Genomic DNA, 18,702 nt, shown 5'->3' with positions numbered 1-18,702 from the left:
TGCAGCTGAGACCAGTCATGAACGATCAATGCATAGCGATGCTGTGACGAGTTGATCTGCTCACATGCAAGCTGTTCAATCGGCTGGTTTAACTGGCTAAAAGAAATCTTGTCATTATTCAGGAATCGCCAGACTGCTTGTGTCGTTGCGAAACTCGACTTTTGGGCAGAAGCCAGGTCTTTGATTGCGGGAGCAAGTGAAGCGAGAGGATTCATATTGAGCTTTACAAGGCTGTTATAGCGTTTAACCAGACGCTGATCTAAGCCAGAGATGTTAAATTGAAGAGCATGCTCTTCAATTTAACGCAAAGCTCGGGATTTGTGTAGATACCTATGCCTTTTAGGAGAGGGAACTCCTTCTCCCTCTGGGATGAGGAATATATTCCGCAAGGGGATGAGGGACTTAAAACGTCGACAATCCGCTCCATTCCATAAAACGGTAAATTCCATATTTCAGTTTCGATTCATCTGCATATTGCCTGTAATCCACACTCATGTTTTTACCATCCAGATTCGACCAAGCCGTATCAAAATAAGCCTGAGCATCCGTAAACACTGGCGCTTGCAATGAACCCATCACGCGTAAATTGGTTTCCAGATTATAGTTTTTGATGTTTCGTGCAGTAAAATTGGCTGAACCCAAAATCATTTCAGACTGCTGTGCATTTGATTTAGTAATCATCTTGCTATGACATTGTTCACCCTGCGTATTGCACCAACGCACCGGTACACCGGCAGCATTGAGTTCAGAAGCCACTTGCCGGTTAGGAATCCCATTTTTCTTACGCCCAAATGCGTCCTTATTCGGATCGAGCAATACACGGACTTTTACCCCACGCTCATGTGCAGTAATCAGGGCTTTGACAATATGCCGTTCAGACAAATAGAACATGGCCAAATCAATCCGCTCTTTGGGCTTGGCCGTTTCAATCAGTTTGAGTGTTGCATCGTAAATCGCTTTTTCAGTCAGCACCTGAACCTGAGGTAAAGACCGATCACCCTCAAACTCACCAATAATGACCATTGGAATGTCAGCTTTGGACATCCGCCCCACAGCCTGCTCGGTCTTTAATACATCAATGGCGGTATTGCCCGTTACCAGCAAGGCCACATTGGAATGACGAGAACTGCCATCATGCGGATTGGCTGAAGTCACCAAGGCTTTCCAGCCCTGAGCTGTATCAACCACCACGGTTTTACGGTGGTTAGCCTTGAAATTAAACAGATTAAAATAACTGCGCAGGGTAATTTTTTCCTGACCAAACGGATTGGCGAGCCAGCCTTTTTCAGGATTATTGCCGGCATCCTGACAACAGAGATACCAGAAACCAGACCATAAGGGATTGGATGCACGCAGCGGTCGTAAATCCGTTTCAATCACATCAATGCCTGCATTGCGTAACTGACGGTAATGCTCGGGTGCAAGCCCTCCATAGACTGAATTAATCGGGTCGGTAATGACCCTGATTTCAATATTTGGCTGCACACCGCGTTTTAAAATCAAGGCATCCGTAAGTTGTTGTGCCAATGTCTGATGCGCTCGTGTCGATTCGCCCACTTCGCTATTGAACAAGAACATGTCCAGTACAATGGTGGTTTGCGCTTCATCAATCAACCTTAACATTTCATTAAAAATATGATGGTCTTGCTGCTGTTTTCCAGTTGCATCCAGATAGGTTTGATCAGCAATAAACTTCACCTCGGCATGACGCAACTTACCGGTAAAATTCAGGCCTTCAGGCAAAGGTTTATAAGTATGATAAATGGCCGATGAGAGATATCCCAAAGCCAGCAAACCGACGATCACGCTGACATAACGACGGCGTGACCAATTCAGTTTCTGATGAATTCGTTGAAAAATACGCATAACAAAAAACCTAGTCCAATGTCATCAGACTAGGTTTTATTGCTTGATTTATCAAGAGGATTTCTGTTTCACCTGCTTGAATCACCCCCTCCCGGGATCACTTTTGTCTAGAAATCGAATTCCAGACCAACAGTAAAGTTGCGTCCCACCTGCGGAATATTCGACAGGAATGAAGCGTGTGAATAGACTTGATCATCCAGCAGGTTATTGGCTTTAAAGTAGACACGGTAATCATTACGATCTTTCATCTGGCCCGCATAAGACAGCCCCAGATTCAGCATGTTGTAGCCGTTGGTTTCCTGTTCATAGCTGGTAATTTTGTCTTGCTTAAAGACACGGTAAAACTCAGCCAGACCGGACCAGTGGTCATCAAAACTTGCATCCACTTTGCTCCCTAGACGGCCTGCCGGAACACGGGGTGCATTTTCACTGTCAATTTTGCCGCGGACATAGTCGCCAAACACACTGAGCTTATACATGTCATTGATCTGATAACCGGCTTGTGCTTCTGTACCATAGAATGTGGTTTTGTCTTGGGTGTAGTTGATACCACGTAAGTTGCCTTGTTCTGCAACCGTAGCCCCATAAATATAATCATTAAACCAGTTATGATAGACATGCACGTGATAGTCGAGTTTATCGCCTTCATAATGCAGGCCCAGTTCCAGATTGTTGGAGCGTTCCTTATCCAGATCCGGATTACCGACTTCATAAGTATTCGTGGCAAAATGCATGCCATCTGCATAGAGTTCCTGAGCGAGCGGTAAACGCTGCTGATGTGAACCCACCAATGACAGTTTATAGTTCGGTGCAAACTCCCAGTTTGCAGCTGCAGAAGCAGAAACACCTGTGCCTGAATAATCTTTTTGCTCAGACTCTACTGCAATTTTCTGATGTTCAACACGTGCACCTAGCTCAACATGTACATCACCCAGCTGTTTATGCTCCAAGGCAAACAGACTGTATTTTTCAGTTTTTGTGTTCGGCATCACCACACTTGAGCCATGGACATGATGCTCTGCATCATTTTCATCGCCCTCTTCATGTTCGTCATGTTCGGACGCAGCAAGATCAATTTTTTGCTGACTATACTGCGTTCCAATCACGCCTTCCCAGCCAGCGACAGGCACATGTACCAGCTCCAAACGGCCATCATAACCTTTACTCTTGAAGTTACTGATGACTTCATTTTCTTCAAGTTCATCATGCTCGTAATCGGTAAAGCTGGCATGGGCACGCAGTTTCTCGAAACCGGCAAAAGGCTGTTCCAGCTCGGTACGCACCTCATAACGCTCAGATTTTAAATCTACCCATGGTCCGCCATGCTCTTCTTCATGTGCTGCTGCATTTGGATCTGGCTCTGGACAACCGTGAAAATGATCGCCATGCAGTACACAACCATGATATTCATGGCTATGCCCCGGCAGACCATATTCATCCTGTCGGTTGCTATAGGATAAACCGACAAAGCCACGATCATGAATCCATGAACCACCAATATTCACGGCCTGGCTTTCAGCAAAAGTATTCGCGACTCGGCGTTCTTTTTCTAATTCCCCTTCATGTTCATGAAAATAATCCGGCGCAAAATAGTCATTGGCTTTACGTTTCGAACCTTCTACACGTAAAGCAAAGTTTTCACCAATACCCGCTGTTAAACCAGCACTCGCTAATTTTTCATCGCTACCCGTGTTGTAACGCAAGCCCACCTGACCTTCATACCCTTTTTCAGGCATTTGAGTCGGAATTTTCTGGTCAGTAACATTGACCAGTCCACCCACTGTTCCTGTGCCATACAGTAAGGTGGATGGTCCACGAATAATCTCGACCTGTTTTGCCAGAATCGGATCAACAGTGACTGCATGGTCTGGTGAAAGCGTAGAAACATCCGCCGTTTCAGAGGCATGTTGCAAGATTTTCACTCGTGGACCGTCCTGACCACGAATCACCGGACGGCTGGAACCTGAACCATACTGGTTTGAAGATACCCCCAGCTCACCTGCCAAAGCATCACCAATAGTCGTACCACCTTCGGCAAGCTTTTTATGGTCAATCACTTGATCGGCAACTGCAAAATCTGCAGCCGACTGTATCAGGGGATGTGCCTGCAATTTGATGGTGGAGAGTTGTTGAGTTTGACGCTCTTCATCAGCAAAAACAGCAGGTGCAATGACGGCAAAAATAGAAAGTGTAATTAAATTCTTATGAAGAAGCATGGAACGGACTCAAAGCTGCAATTTCTGAATATTGTTATAATATAACATTTCATTTTTTTGCAATAAAACATTTCTTCCACATACTTAGACTAAACTGTAGTGCTTTCCTAATAAAAGCTGAATCCTGTTTAAAATGACAATTCCATAATTTGAATTGCAGGCTTATTTCGATGATTCAATTGGTATGCACATAACGAAGCATAGATTCCACTTAAGAAGCCTGAAATACTCCGGGCTTTACTCGTCACTAAATAGTATTGCCTTTCAATAGGCTAAATAACGTTCCTATTTTATTACACTGTTTTAAGTGATATTTATCTGATACAGACAGTTGAACAGACTTCATGTTCTTTCAATGATAGGTGATTAAATTAATACCTTGATTCTTTAATCTATTTTTTACGTCTTGGCTGATATAGCCATGATCTGCATAGAGTTTTGCTTGTAAACCATTAACGAGCTATTCAACCATATTAATAGCCGCTTTGTATGCCCATTCGATAAAGCTGTACGGACAATCTCGCCTGACTGACTCATGATTACATGCAGCTTACAACCAAAGAACCAGTGCACCGAGCTGTTACCTCGATATACGATCTTGGTTAATGATCTATGGCGTTGAATCCATTGATTTTTACAGACAGGTAGTGTGGTTGACTCAATCCATAAATATTGGCTCTGTTGCACTTTTATTAAGGTGCGATGTAAAGCATGGAGTGCCAGTTGATGCATATTGATGAGGTTAATCATACGTTGGAACAAGGTACGCTTTTAAATAGATGCTTTTTACTTTATCTCTTGTGGTAGTTGTGATTGGTACAATGCTACAGATTTATAGCGATTATCTACTTAGGAAAATTCTAATATCCAACATTTATGGGAGCTCACTGACCATCCAACCTTATGGATTAGACTAGTTTTTACAGTCTACAGTATCGTCTATATCAAAAATTTATTTACTTTCCCCGTAATCCAATATGATTTAGGCATTTAAAATTTTTACTCCACTATTAAATTCTTTATAGGTATTGTACTTGCAGTACTTTTCAGCACAACCATACCTCATTTATCATAAGCTAAATCATGCTCTACCCTGTATTCCAAAATAAAAAAACAACTTATTGAATTAAATAAATTTTTATTAAAAAACCCAAATAAAAAAACAAATGATTGAATTAGATTAGAAAACAGTTAAAATATTTTTTTTTAACTAAAATCATACGATGTTTCACTCTAAATTTTTTGATTCTGAAAATTTTATATATTTTTTCACTACAGCTATTTATGTAATTTTTTTCTTTAATTTAACAATAAATGATGGTTCTGACAGATCTTTACTTAAATTTTTTGCATTTTTAGCAATCTTATTTTTTTTTACAAAAAAAATTAAAATTCATACCAACCTATATTTTATTTTAATTACAATTACCCCATTTTTATTTATTAGCTTAAATGAAATTATAATAAATAAAAATATTATTCCCAGCAACCAATTAGCATGGTTTTCGCACACCTCTGAGCTATATAAATTCCAATTTATATACACACTATTTTTTCTTTTTTTACCGGCCCTAATCTTAAATACGAAATTCTGCAGTGAAGTTTTCTTTAAAATAATTAATATCACTGTACTAATATCAATTCCATTTAATATTTATATAAATTTAAGTTCTAATTTCGATAGAGATTTAATTGCCAAAGAACTTAATCCTGTCATTCTTTATGATTATTCTTTAATAGCTATCAGTTTATTAACATTCTGTTATGGATTCTATAAAAAAAATAAAACAGCGTATATTTTTATATTTTTAAGCTTGATTAATATTTTATTAATTTGTCTTCATGGCACGAGAGGTGCATGGCTAGGTATACCAATTATATTTCTTATAATTTTTATTTTTTTTTACAAGAAAAATTTTTTAAAAATTCTAACAATTTTTGGTGTAAGTTTACTATTAATAGCAATAGTCCTGATAATACCTAACAATCCAATACAAACGAGACTACAAGCACTTAAATCAGATGAGTATAATATTGTACACAATCAGAATTATAATACCAGTGTGGGTACTCGATTATCCCTTTGGGAACTTTCTCTAGAAAAATTCAAAGAAGCCCCGCTTACTGGAATCGGAATTGTACAGTTTAAAGAAGATATATGTGAATTAAACCGACAAGGAAAAATTGGAGAATGTACAATACATGCCCATAATATTTTCTTTCAAATTCTAGCGACACAGGGACTATTAGGAATTTTAGCTTTATTAACTCTGCTGCTCCTTCCTCTTCAGTTTTTTATACAATCGCTCAGAAAAAATTCGAACAATGAAGAGATAAGACTTTTATGCTGTGCAGGGATTTCTTTTATTGTTTATCTCATTATCTGTGGCTTAACTGACTTTTATTTTTATGCTCCACGTCAAACTATACTTTATTATCTTGTAATATTTACTTTAATGTCTCTAATCTTAAAAAATCTTCAACATGAATCCTCAAATCGTTCGCAGAAAGTCAGTGGTAGAGAATTTAACAATGTGAATCCTTGTGAGGAAATTGATAAAGAGGCATAATTCAACATTCGAAAAAAGCGGTACGCTGTTTACGTATACGCTGACCTTAACCCATATAGTTGGATTTTTTACGCTATGATGCGAACTCATTACTGTGGCTCATTAACTGAAGCCCAAATTGACCAAACCGTAACATTATGCGGTTGGGTTCACCGTCGCCGTGACCACGGTGGTGTTATCTTCCTGGACATGCGTGACCGTGACGGTCTGGTTCAGGTGGTTATTGACCCAGATACTCCAGAAGCATTCTCAACTGCTGACAAGGCACGTTCTGAATTCGTATTAAAAATCACAGGTCGTGTACGTCGCCGTTATGAAGGCACAGAAAATGCCAACATGGTGAGTGGTCAAATCGAAGTTTTAGCAAAAGACATCGAAGTTCTTGCTACTTCAGAAACTCCTCCTTTCCCATTGAATGACGAAAACACCAACATTTCTGAAGAAATCCGTTTGAAATATCGCTTCCTAGATATTCGCCGTCCAGAAATGTTAGATCGCCTGCGTTTCCGTTCTAAATTGACAAACCTGATTCGTAACTACTTCGAAGAAAATGGTTTCTTGGACGTTGAAACGCCGATCTTGACCCGTGCGACACCTGAAGGTGCACGTGACTATTTAGTTCCAAGTCGTGTTTCTAACGGTAGCTTCTACGCACTTCCACAATCTCCACAGCTATTCAAACAGTTGTTGATGGTGGGTGGTATTGATCGTTACTATCAAATTGCGAAATGTTTCCGTGATGAAGACTTACGTGCGGATCGTCAGCCTGAATTCACCCAGATCGACGTTGAAACATCGTTCATGAGTGACGATGACATCATGGATTTAATGGAACGTTTAACGGTCAAGATGTTCGATGAACTTCTGGACGTAAAATTCGACAAATTCCAGCGCATGACCTATGCAGATGCAATGCGTGATTATGCATCTGACAAACCAGACTTGCGTATTCCTTTGAAACTCGTTGACGTTGCAGACATGATGCAAGACGTTGAATTCAAAGTATTCGCAGGTCCTGCCAAAGATCCTAAAGGCCGTATCGTTGCACTTCGCGTACCGGGTGCAGGTTCTCTTCCACGTAGCCAGATCGATGAATACACGAAATTCGTGGGTATCTACGGTGCCAAAGGTTTGGCTTACATTAAAGTCAACGAACTTGAAAAAGGCATTGAAGGCCTTCAATCCCCAATCGTGAAATTTATCGAGCCAATCGTACTTGATCTGTTGAAACGTGTTGGTGCTGAGAATGGCGATATCGTGTTCTTCGGTGCGGACAAAGCCAAAGTTGTAAATGATGCAATGGGCGCTTTGCGTATCAAGATTGGTCATGACATGAACATGGCGACTTGCGAGTGGGCTCCGCTTTGGGTTGTTGACTTCCCGATGTTCGAAGAAACTGATGATGGCAAATGGACTTCTGTTCACCACCCGTTCACACTACCAAAATCAAGTGTAGAAGAAGTGAAGAACAATCCAGGTCAAGCATTGTCTGTGGCTTATGATATGGTATTGAACGGTACTGAAATTGGTGGCGGCTCACTTCGTATCTATACGCTCGAAATGCAAAAAGCGATCTTTGAAGCGCTTGGCATTTCTGAAGAAGAAGCAGAAGAGAAATTCAGCTTCCTGCTCAATGCATTGAAATTCGGTGCACCTCCGCATGGTGGTTTGGCATTCGGTCTGGACCGTCTTGTCATGCTGATGACAGGTTCATCTTCAATCCGTGACGTGATTGCATTCCCGAAAACCAAGACTGCTGAATGTCCGTTGACTCAAGCTCCTGCTCCAGTTGAAGGCAATCAATTACGTGATTTGGGTATTCGCTTACGTGAAAAACCAAAAGCTGAAACTAAACAAGAAGTTTAATGTTTTACTAGTTCAGTGACCAAAACCCTGCTCAGGCAGGGTTTTTTATTAAATTGAGATTGGTTTCTGGTAATGGCATAATAATGCTGTTTTTCTATTATTGAGTTAAGCAAGCTATGGCTATGCGTCCCGCTGTTCGTAATCGTGGCATTATGTTGATTGTGTTTTCTGTTGTGCAGTGGCTATTTATGCGTTATATCCTGGCCAATGGCTTATTTAACATGGATACCAATGAACGCATTCTTTATTTTTGTGTAAGCAGTCTAGGTGGGGCCTTGCTTATTTTTGTCGGCTTGATTTATATGGTTTTAAAAGGCAATGCCGATAAACCTCAATAACTTATTTTGTTAATCCACTGAATGCCACCATGAGCTTCAGTGGTTTCTGTAATTTGTGTTTTCTTTATTTTGTTCTCAAGACTTTTAACTCCTACTCTGTAGTTTAGAAACGGCGCAGCATCATTGATGCGATAAAACTCTTTCCAAAATTTTCTTTTCATTCTCTATTTTTTGGTTTTTTAGAGTTGCGCTGTCATGTATTTTCTATTTAAAGTTGTTGCCCTGCTGCCACTTTCGGTTTTGCAACTCATTGCTTTTTGGATTGCCCTTCTGCTTAATAGTCATAATTCCTCTATGAAGCGGATTACGCGGATCAATCTACAATTAGCTTATCCAGAATTGAACTCATCAGAACAAAAAACTCTGATCAGAAAAAGCTTAATTAGCCAATGTATGACTTATGTGGAATCCATTAAATGCTGGGGTATGTCGCCTGAATATAGTTTGAATCAGCTAAAAAATATTTATGGTGAACAGCACCTTACTCAAGCCTTAGCCAATAGCAAAGGCGTAATTGTGGTGGTTGCCCATTTTGGCTGTTGGGAACTTTTAAATGCATGGCTGAATCTGCATACTTCTCCCATGATTATGTATAAACCCAACAAAAACAAAGCTGTGAATCGTTTTATGTTGGAAGCAAGACAACGATTAAATGCAACTCTCGTCCCGACAGATGAGAATGGTGTGCGTGCAATCTTTAAGCACCTCAAGCAAGGTGGACTGACAGTCATTTTTCCAGATCATCTTCCTAAAGCGTCCGGGGGTATCTATTCAAACTTCTTTAGGCAAAATACCTTATCGACGACACTGGTTTCAAAACTGGCCAATAAAACTCAATGCAATATCATTGGGCTTAGTTGTATACGGGATGAAATTTCCGGTTTCAGTGTCCACTGTTCAGTTTTGGCAGATGACATCTTGTCGAATGATTTACAGACTTCAGTTGATAGCCTTAATCAAAATCTTGAAAGTATGATTAATGTTGCACCTGAGCAATATGTTTGGTCTTATAAACGATTTAGAAACTGTTATGGAAACCTCAATCCTTATAGAATTTAAACGTGTATTTCTCTTTACATTAAATTAGATGATTAAACCACTATAATGGAATAAATTGAGATTAGTAATCACTAATGACATTCTAGTATTGAGTTAAGCAAGCTATGACTATGCATCCCGCTGTTCGTAATCGTGGCATTATGTTGATTGTGTTTTCTATCGTGCAATAGCTTTTCATGCGTTACATTTTGGCGAATAATCTTTTTTGCGCTCGCCAAAGAGTGTATTCTATATTTCTGCGTAAGTAGAATTGCTGGTGCTTTCGTAATTTTTGTTGGCTTGATTTATATTATCTTGAAAGGTAATCCAGATAAGGAGTAAAAATTTCTTATCTGGCACATCTGAATAATTACAATTTTTATGAACTCTGATCAATGTATTCTGCTAATTCTTTGGTCCATAATTCATAATATGCTTTGTTTTTTCCATAAGAGTTGTTCAACAACACTGAATTACGTTCTAATAAGCATGTTAAAATATGACCATGTAATCTTGAGGTAATGACTTTTTCATAACCTGAAAAATCATTGATACATCTATAAACAAGTTCCCAACAGTGCTTGTACCAGACTTCAAAAATATAATTATCTATTTTTGAAATTTTAAACACTTTATTCAATTTTATGAGTCTTTTAAGCTTCTTTAATAAAATTTCGTCTTGATAACTAATAATATCGCACCAATCAATGCTCTTTGCTGCTTTCCCCAATAGTTCATTTTGATTTTCTATTTTCTCTGAATCCCTTCTTAAAAAATACAGTTCATCTTTTACCGCCTTTTGATTTGCTTTCAAACTACCATAAAGAAAATGAGCCATATCTGGCATCAAATAACTTTTTTCAGATATTGGCTTTATAATCTTTAAACTCGGTAAATCTCTCAAAAAAAAGATTAGATTTTCATGATCTTTTAGGATGTTTAAAGACAATTCTTGACTTTCTATATCTTCAAAAAAAATTGTCTGTGGTAAAAATATAATTCTGTTATCTGGAAAATTTTGAACGACTAACTCTCTCATTTTTTGATGATTTTGGTAAATATTACCAAAATTCCCACCTCCATGACATAATATGGTGGTATTTTTGGTTATATCTTTTTTGACTTTTTCAAGGCTAAAATTATTTATATTATAAAATTTCTTTACTCTAATATCATTCTTTCTAAGAAACTCAACACCGCCTAGAAAAATTAGTATGTCACCAACATTGTAATGAAAGGGATAGTCTAAATAGACAACATCATCTTTATCAGATATAAAGTACAAAATTTCAGACAGCTTTGACTTCAATCCATCCATTACTGCATTATTAACGCACACAAATTTCTCACTACAAATAAAATAATAATTCTTCTATTTTAGCAGTTTTAACTTCTTTAATCCTCCCCATAATATACGCGAAACATAGGTCATCAATAAAATCTTAAAATTGAGATTTTGAATAATAAAGGGATGGATTTCATCTATCCCTTTAATAAATAATATTAAATAAAGCGTGATACTAATTTTTCTGCAATATTAATAGCTTCACGAATTGTTACATCCATATCCATATAACTATAAGTACCTAAGCGGCCAGCAAAAGTAACATTTTCTTCATTATTTGCTTTAGATAAATATTTATTCAGAATTGTTTTATCATTCGCCAATCTTACTGGATAATATGGAATATCTGCATCACGGCATTCAGAACTATATTCCTTAAAATAAATTGTCCGCTTATGTTCTTCCCAAGGCATAAAGTGTTTATGTTCTGTAATACGTGTATATGGAATATCTTCATCTCCATAATTTATAACAGCATTGCCTTGAAAATCACCATCATCATAATGCTTTTCGAATTTAAGTGTTCTATAGCTCAATTTACCTTCGGAATAGTTAAACCATTCATCTAGCTTTCCACTCCAAACTATATGATCAAATTGTGACTTCATGCTTTCATTAAAAGCACAATTTAACTCAACTTGAATATTTTCATGATTTAGAATGGAGTGGATAATTTCTGTATATCCATGTTCTGGAATTCCCTGATACTTATGTGAAAAATAATTATCATCATAGTTAAATCTAACAGGTAATCGCTTAAGAATACTAGCTGGTAGCTGTTTAGGATCTAATCCCCACTGTTTTACTGTATATCCTTTAAAAAAAGCCTCGTATAAATCTGCCCCAATAAACTTAAGAGCCTGTTCCTCAAAATTTTGAGGATTTTCAATATTTGCGTCTCCAATCGACTCAATAAATTCTTTCGCTTCTTTTGGTGAAAATTTTTTATTATAAAATTGATTTATCGTATGTAGATTTACCGGTAAAGAAAAAACCTTTCCTTTCACAATTGATTTAACACGATTAACAAAGGGTTTAAACTTACCATGCTGATTTACATAACTCCAAACCTCTTCATCATCTGTATGAAATATATGGGGCCCATAAACATGTTCCATAATGTTTGTTTCTTTATCACGTTGTGTAAAACAATTTCCTGCAATGTGATTTCTCTGATCAATAACAAATACACGATGATTTGATTCAGCTAATTTTCTTGCAATGACAGCCCCTGTAAAACCAGAACCCACTATTAAAAATTTCATTTTTCCAACTCTAATTTATTTAAACCAAAATCAATTTTGAGATTCTCAAGCAATCTAGTATCACAACCGTAAAGATATAATTGCTTAAATTTTACATCTTCTGCCTCTTTATAATCTCCATTATTATCCAGCCCTCCAATGCATCGTACTTTTTGAACAAGCTTATATTTTTTCGCTATAATTTTTAATTCATCAGTAGGTGTTAATTCTTTGTTTTTTGAAAAAAATGATTTTTTTGAAATAATTTTTTTACCCATGCCAGATCCTGCTGAACCTACAGGACGGGTATGAAATACTGAAACCTCATCAACAACTGCTATGTTAGCTTCTCTCCCCAGCATTTGTGGCCATAGGAAATCTAAACCCCAGCCTGATTTATTCTCTGAAAATGTCGAATAAATTTTTTCAAATGTTGATTTTGAAAAACAAGGGATCATAACTTCAACAAAGTTTGTTTTACGGTATTTAAAACTTGTATTCTGAAGCAATAAAGCCCATGAAAAATAGCTACGCGTATCTAAAGCAGGCTGAGCAATATCAAACTTATATTGATGAAATAAATCAAAAAATTTATTTAAAGTCTGGACATCCGTGTCAATATCATCATCAGGAAGCCAAATCGCATCATATTCACGCCAGAAATCATTACTTTGAAAAAAGTCATTTAGTCCTTCCCATTTTGACCCTTTATAGGCATGAAAAAATTTTAAATGCTCTAAATCGAATTTGGCTTCATTTCCAAAATAGCTGACAACAACATCATAATTCGCATCTGGCGATATCCATTTTTCATGTAAAGAATTATCACCACATCGGACAACAATTAAATTTTTCATCACAAAACCAACTCACCCTCTTTTTAAATCTGTATGATTTTCCATTTATAATGGATATTTTTTGTTTATAAATTTCGCTAAGTTATATCGCAGACTTGAACCGAATTTACTAACAGGAACATCACTGGAATCCGCACGCTCCGCTTCAATTGTACTGAAGGCCGGATTGTTTACGTTAGGCTCAAGAACAGGATGATCCACAATAAATGCCATATAGATGCGTGAATCAGGATATAAATCTGGAATATATCGCCAATCATCCGCAGCACGCAACTTTTGATGATATTGGATTAAAGCTTTAGCCATTGCCCGATCAACAACATAAGACACGGTATAACAAATACGATGATAAAAATCTGGATTTACTTCCAAGACTGGTGCTCGATGCAACGTGAATGATTTTATATCTCCACGAACCTTACGACATTCCTTCATTTGAATACCGCCAATGCTGAATAAAAACTGCGGCGCCAACTGCGCTTGCTTTAATTCTTGCTCTAGCAATACAGCATCAAAATCATCAGGCAAAATGGCATCATCCTCAAGGATTAAAGCAAACTCATCATCTGATTGTAAAAATGCTTTTAGAGCTTCAATATGAGAAAGTGTACATCCCACCATACTCGGTGAAAGCGGTCTCGAACGCCCTTTCACCCCTAAATCAAAATATTGTTTTGCCGTCAGTTCACCACCTTTAACGCCTACTTTGACATAAGCCTGTTGACCCTTTTTAAAAAAAGGCTGGCTTAGAAATTTCAAGAGCCGTGGAGATGTTTCTTCTTCAATACTGACGATGAATGTTTTCATAAAATGTACCGCTTTTACCCTTAGCGCATAATAACTAATGTAGAATTGGATAGATAGCCTTTAATGTTTACTTACTTTTATCATGCGCACAATTTTAAAGAAATGGTATAAATTTCAACAAAATCAACAAGCCAAAAAGTTCGATTCTCATTGGTACATACGCTTTGGCTGGCTTGATCAACCCTTAAAAAGCCAAGAGCAATTACATGGTTTATTTGAAATCCATTCACCTGAAAAATTCACCTTTGCAGACTGTTTTTATGTACAGGAAAATAATCGTCATTATATTTTCTTTGAAGAAGTTGATAATGAGCATCCGGTAGGTTTTCTATCCGTATTGGAAATTTTTAAAGACGGTACTTATACAGAACCACAGACCATTTTAAAACTAGATTATCACCTGTCTTATCCATGCGTATTTAAGGTCGAAAATGACTGGTATATGATTCCTGAAACCAGTGCCAACAAGACCATTGAACTGTGGAAATGTACCGAGTTTCCTTTGAAATGGGAAAAACATTCCAATATTTTAGAAGGGATTGATGCCGTCGATAGCACACCTTTTTATCATGAAGGCATGTGGTACCTGTTCACCTCGACACGCAGAAACTGTAAAAAGTTTGGAGATCGTTTAGACCTGTTCTTTACCGAAAATATTCTCAATCCGGACTGGCAAGAACACCCGCAAAATCCGGTGTGCAAAGGCCAGCAACAGTTTCGCATGGCAGGCAAGCCTTTTATTTACAACGCCAAACTGGTTCGCCCAAGCCAGGATTCGCTCAAACGCTATGGTGGCAACATTGAGCTGAAAGAAATTATTCAACTGAGCCCGACGGTTTATCAAGAGCAACTTTTAGAAGTGGTTTTGCCAGACTGGAAGAGCGAGGATGATGGCTGCCACACCATTAATGTCGAAAATAACTTTGTGGTCCTGGATGCCATTCGTTTATCCGCTAAACAATAATCAAGCCTTCAGCAAATGCTCATAGATATTGAGCGTTTGCTGTGTCATTGCAGCAACCGTCAATTCTGCTTTAGCCTTGGCAAATAAAGGCTGAAAATCCTGTTGGGCATGTGCATTTAACGCATTTTGAATAGCCTGTTGCAATCCCTGTACGTCGCCAATGTCAGCCAGATATGCTTCAGGCAACCATTCAATCACCCCATTGACCTTCGTTGCAGCCATGGCTTTATCTGCTTGCAAGGCTTCTACCATGACCAGGGGAAAACCTTCCCGGTCGGATGAAAGCACCACGACATCGGCCAACTGCACCAGGTCACGTGCATCGGTTCGAAAGCCTAAAAATGCAATCCGGTTTTGCATATTCAAGTCTACAACTTGCTGTTCAAGTGTCTGCCGTAATGAACCATCGCCAACGATATACACGTTGACATCAACATCCTGCATGGCCTGAATCAATAATGCAATATTTTTGACGGGTTCTAAACGGCCAATGCACATCACATTTTTTTTACCCGCATTCAAGCCAGGAAACTGCTGATCAATGTCTGTTTTTAATGCCTGCTTTTGTGCATCTGTCAGGCTGGGCTGCACATATACGCCATTATAAACAATATGCGCTTTTTCTGGAGGAATGCCTTTGGTCAGTGCTTTGCTGACTGCAATCACTGCATCTCCCACCAGATAAGCAGATTTATTCTTTTTCGTACCGTGAACCGTCGTTACCACTTTGACTGGTTTCAGCCAGCTCTTAATTTTAGAAACCAGTTCAGCCGCCTTGCCTGCCTGGGCATGCACAATGTCCGGCTGAATTTGATTGATTAAGCTTTTCAACTGCCAGAGCAGGAAAATATTCCAGCGGCTACGGGCAAAATCTAGCGGATGAAAATGCACATGCTCATTAAACTTTTCTGCATAACACGGATGCGCAATCATATGCACTTCATGCTGCAATGACATTTCATTGGCCAGGTTAAACGTATGCTGTTCTAGGCCACCCACACCGCCACTGGTCGCCAGAACCTGAACAATCTTCATGTCTTGTCCTGTTTATTCTTGGACGCATTTTGATACTGTTCAAACAGCTTGGCTTCTTTCAAAAAAGCATAAAATGCATTGATCATGCTATTCACAAAACCGCGCCAGCCATTCAGGCAACTACAGCGGATAAAATAGGATTTTAAGAAGGTCACAGGCATGACCAGACTCAATTTTAACAAGCTTGGCTTTTTGCCTTTTTGAAATTTTTCAGCAGCTTTCAAATTGGAATACTGGTTGTTTTTTTCAACTTTAACGAAGATGCTAGATTCGCCGTAGTGATAAATATCGCCTTCAGCACGCACGCTCTGACCATCCACAATCACATTTTCATGGACTTTATTTTCCAGGTCGTAATGTCCTTTGCTTTTGCGAAAAAAGCGCACTTTGGCATGCTTTTTCGTGTGCTTGCTGTTCGGCACGCCCAAGAAGACATCATTAATAGGTGTAATTAAGGCATCAATTTGATTGGCCTGAATGGACTGTTCAATTTCTTTTTTCAACTCGGGTGACAAAACTTCATCGCCATCCAGGTTCAGCACCCAATCATATTGACACTGTGCCAGAGCCAGGCTTTTTTGTCCGGCATAACCCTGCCAGTCTTGGTGCGAAATACGCACATTAGGAAATGACTGGGCAATAGCATAAGTAGTATCGGTACTGCCCGAATCCAGAATAATCACTTCAGCAAAATCACGCACACTGTTTAAAGTAGCTTCAAGCCATGCGCCGCAATTTAAAGTGACGATATAAACACTACATGGAATACTCATAATTTATAACGTCCTTTGGCTAAGGCAATACGCATTTGCAAGGCATTCATGGCCCCGTGTGTACTGACACGAGGAATATTAAATTGATTTTCTGCGGTATAGGCTTCGATTTTTTTACGGGTAGATACTGCATTTTTAAAGCCAATTTCTTTGGCCATTTGCTGATGCTTTTCATTAAAACGGCCAAAGGGATAAGCAAAACTTGGACAGCGCCCCACCAGCTTTTCGACATCCTGTTTGGAAGCCTGCATTTCTGCAAAAGCTTGTTCATCGGACAGTTTCAGCAAATTGACATGATGCTGTGTATGCGCACCAAACTCGATAACACCCGAATCAGACATTTCTCGAATCTGTTCTGGACTGAGCTTTTCAATGCCTTCAATTTGTGTTGCCAGGAAAATGGTCGCCTTGGCATGGTATTTTTTCAGCAAAGGATAGGCATATTGATAATTATCTAAAAAACCATCATCAAAGGATAATGCCACGATATTCTTTTGCCCTTGAAACTGGTCCAGTTCCGAAACAAAACAGAAGGTAGACTGCTTTTTCGTTAGATATTGCAGCAGTTGCTCAAACTTGGCCGGTGGCATATTCATGCCAGAAGCTTCTGCATGTGGCGTCACCTGGTGCAGCATGACTATTCTTGGCAAACTAGCACGACGAAATGGCAGCCAAAAGGTATAATTTCCCAATAGATATAAAACCGCCGCAAAGGCGACGAGACCCAGAACCACATACAGTAACCACATTATGCATATACCTCATGCGACCATTCATAAGCTTCAGTCAAAGGCTGATCAAAAGTCACTTCCAGCATAAACTGGGTAATTCGTTGAGCATTAAAACTGTTGCGTGTTTTTTGCCACCCCGCTTCCGCTATACGTTTTGCCTCAGCAGGATGCTCTGCATAAAACTTGATTTTTTCAGCCAGATCAAACTGGTCATCAAAGTAAACGATTTCTTGATCAGTATAAAGTTTGTCGAAGCCCGGAATTCGTGGGCTAAATGTTAACAAACCATTGCCTGTGAGCTGCACAATCCGGTCCGAACTATAAAGCGTGACATCATTTTTACGTGAATAATTCAGTCCCATACGCGATTCAGACAATACTTTGTAATAGCCTTTCCCATACACACCCGGCTGTTCAAAACAGCCATAATACTGATATTGAATATGATTATTCTTTAAAGTGTCAGCCAAATCTTTAAGGAATTTTTCACGTTCCGGCTCTTTATACACCACGCCACAGAAAATAAATTCCTTATCAATATTGCTTGATTCAAACTGTTTTAATTGTTCTACATTACGATGTCCCACATTGGGCATATAAGCAACTTTTAAATGCGGCTGCTTGAGTTTTTTCAGATACTCACCGCCCGTGGTGCAGAAAATGGCATCTAGATAGGGTGAAAATTCACGTACAAAACCGAGTTTCTGTTCCAGATACAGAGGGTCAACGTACCAGAAAGCTATTTTGGTTTGAGGATAACGCTGCTTGATTTCTTTGAGCACATTTGGACTCATCAAGTCACTATGTCCCACCAAAACCAGGTCCGGCTCAATATTATCCACAATTTTTAGAATTTCTTTATTGGCCCAGTTCGCACCGAGTTTTTTGGTTTTGAACACTGTCCCCATACGCGCCATATCGCGAAAACTGAAACCATAAACAAAATGACCATTTTCAATTAATCCCGCTGAAATTTTGCGGTCTGTGCAGTAAAAATGCGCGCCTTGTTTATTAAAGCCAAAATTCGCAATATGTAAAATTTTCATGAAGAA

Annotated in this window: 15 protein-coding genes and 3 pseudogenes; 6 read left to right on the top strand and 12 right to left on the bottom strand. The window is 38.6% G+C overall.

Going from position 1 to position 18,702, the window contains the following annotated elements:
• The 4 genes and pseudogenes from H4I94_RS12250 to H4I94_RS12235 all read right to left on the bottom strand — a co-directional run.
• Positions 1-215 (bottom strand): annotated as a pseudogene (locus H4I94_RS12250) (transposase); the annotation flags it as partial.
• A gap of 187 nt (positions 216-402) precedes the next feature.
• A complete protein-coding gene (locus H4I94_RS12245) occupies positions 403-1,866 on the bottom strand; it encodes a phospholipase D family protein (RefSeq protein ID WP_261183268.1) in 1,464 nt (487 codons plus the stop codon).
• Positions 1,867-1,973: 107 nt separating this feature from the next.
• Positions 1,974-4,082, bottom strand: coding sequence for a zinc piracy TonB-dependent receptor ZnuD (gene znuD / locus H4I94_RS12240; RefSeq protein ID WP_261183267.1), 2,109 nt, complete (start codon positions 4,080-4,082; stop codon positions 1,974-1,976).
• Between the two features lie 128 nt (positions 4,083-4,210).
• Positions 4,211-4,870: pseudogene (locus H4I94_RS12235) on the bottom strand (IS982 family transposase); the annotation flags it as partial.
• A 435-nt stretch (positions 4,871-5,305) separates the two neighbouring features.
• On the opposite strand from H4I94_RS12235, the gene H4I94_RS12230 reads away from it, so the two are divergent.
• The 5 genes and pseudogenes from H4I94_RS12230 (at position 5,306) to H4I94_RS12210 (ending at position 10,236) form a co-directional block, all read left to right on the top strand.
• On the top strand, positions 5,306-6,652 hold the full coding sequence (locus tag H4I94_RS12230) for an O-antigen ligase family protein (protein ID WP_261183266.1): 1,347 nt from the start codon (positions 5,306-5,308) through the stop codon (positions 6,650-6,652).
• A 75-nt stretch (positions 6,653-6,727) separates the two neighbouring features.
• Positions 6,728-8,518: an aspartate--tRNA ligase gene (gene aspS / locus H4I94_RS12225; RefSeq protein WP_092820333.1), complete on the top strand. Its 1,791-nt coding sequence runs from the start codon at positions 6,728-6,730 to the stop codon at positions 8,516-8,518.
• A 116-nt stretch (positions 8,519-8,634) separates the two neighbouring features.
• A complete protein-coding gene (locus tag H4I94_RS12220; RefSeq protein WP_131274343.1) occupies positions 8,635-8,856 on the top strand; it encodes a hypothetical protein in 222 nt (73 codons plus the stop codon).
• Between the two features lie 195 nt (positions 8,857-9,051).
• Positions 9,052-9,915, top strand: coding sequence for a lysophospholipid acyltransferase family protein (locus H4I94_RS12215; RefSeq protein ID WP_261183265.1), 864 nt, complete (start codon positions 9,052-9,054; stop codon positions 9,913-9,915).
• Positions 9,916-10,019: 104 nt separating this feature from the next.
• Positions 10,020-10,236 (top strand): annotated as a pseudogene (locus tag H4I94_RS12210) (hypothetical protein).
• A gap of 37 nt (positions 10,237-10,273) precedes the next feature.
• Here H4I94_RS12210 and H4I94_RS12205 read toward each other — a convergent pair.
• The 4 genes from H4I94_RS12205 to H4I94_RS12190 form a co-directional block, all read right to left on the bottom strand.
• A complete protein-coding gene (locus H4I94_RS12205) occupies positions 10,274-11,233 on the bottom strand; it encodes a polysaccharide pyruvyl transferase family protein (protein ID WP_261183264.1) in 960 nt (319 codons plus the stop codon).
• A gap of 164 nt (positions 11,234-11,397) precedes the next feature.
• Positions 11,398-12,504, bottom strand: a complete 1,107-nt coding sequence (glf, locus tag H4I94_RS12200; protein WP_261183263.1) for a UDP-galactopyranose mutase — start codon at positions 12,502-12,504, stop codon at positions 11,398-11,400.
• A complete protein-coding gene (locus tag H4I94_RS12195; protein WP_261183262.1) occupies positions 12,501-13,340 on the bottom strand; it encodes a DUF707 domain-containing protein in 840 nt (279 codons plus the stop codon). The genes glf and H4I94_RS12195 overlap by 4 nt, the downstream gene beginning before the upstream one ends.
• A gap of 45 nt (positions 13,341-13,385) precedes the next feature.
• A complete protein-coding gene (locus tag H4I94_RS12190; protein ID WP_261183261.1) occupies positions 13,386-14,147 on the bottom strand; it encodes a glycosyltransferase family 25 protein in 762 nt (253 codons plus the stop codon).
• 82 nt (positions 14,148-14,229) lie between these two features.
• Here H4I94_RS12190 and H4I94_RS12185 point away from each other — a divergent pair, with 82 nt between their 5' ends.
• Positions 14,230-15,111, top strand: coding sequence for a hypothetical protein (locus tag H4I94_RS12185; RefSeq protein ID WP_261183260.1), 882 nt, complete (start codon positions 14,230-14,232; stop codon positions 15,109-15,111).
• Here H4I94_RS12185 and H4I94_RS12180 read toward each other — a convergent pair whose 3' ends face one another.
• Genes H4I94_RS12180 through H4I94_RS12165 form a run of 4 tightly spaced genes read right to left on the bottom strand, consistent with a single transcriptional unit; the run spans position 15,112 to position 18,696 of the window.
• On the bottom strand, positions 15,112-16,146 hold the full coding sequence (locus tag H4I94_RS12180; protein WP_261183259.1) for a glycosyltransferase: 1,035 nt from the start codon (positions 16,144-16,146) through the stop codon (positions 15,112-15,114). It lies immediately after the preceding gene.
• Positions 16,143-16,922: a glycosyltransferase family 2 protein gene (locus H4I94_RS12175; RefSeq protein ID WP_261183270.1), complete on the bottom strand. Its 780-nt coding sequence runs from the start codon at positions 16,920-16,922 to the stop codon at positions 16,143-16,145. The genes H4I94_RS12180 and H4I94_RS12175 overlap by 4 nt, the downstream gene beginning before the upstream one ends.
• Positions 16,916-17,671, bottom strand: a complete 756-nt coding sequence (locus H4I94_RS12170; protein WP_213031973.1) for a polysaccharide deacetylase family protein — start codon at positions 17,669-17,671, stop codon at positions 16,916-16,918. The genes H4I94_RS12175 and H4I94_RS12170 overlap by 7 nt, the downstream gene beginning before the upstream one ends.
• Positions 17,668-18,696 (bottom strand): glycosyltransferase, encoded by a 1,029-nt coding sequence (locus H4I94_RS12165; protein ID WP_261183258.1) that lies wholly within the window; start codon positions 18,694-18,696, stop codon positions 17,668-17,670. The genes H4I94_RS12170 and H4I94_RS12165 overlap by 4 nt, the downstream gene beginning before the upstream one ends.
• Between the last annotated feature and the right edge of the window lie 6 nt (positions 18,697-18,702).

This window comes from Acinetobacter sp. T_3_1 (assembly GCF_025377055.1).
GTDB lineage: Bacteria > Pseudomonadota > Gammaproteobacteria > Pseudomonadales > Moraxellaceae > Acinetobacter > Acinetobacter kookii.
Note: the sequence above shows the minus strand (reverse complement) of the source record. Positions and strands in the feature narration are given on the sequence as shown.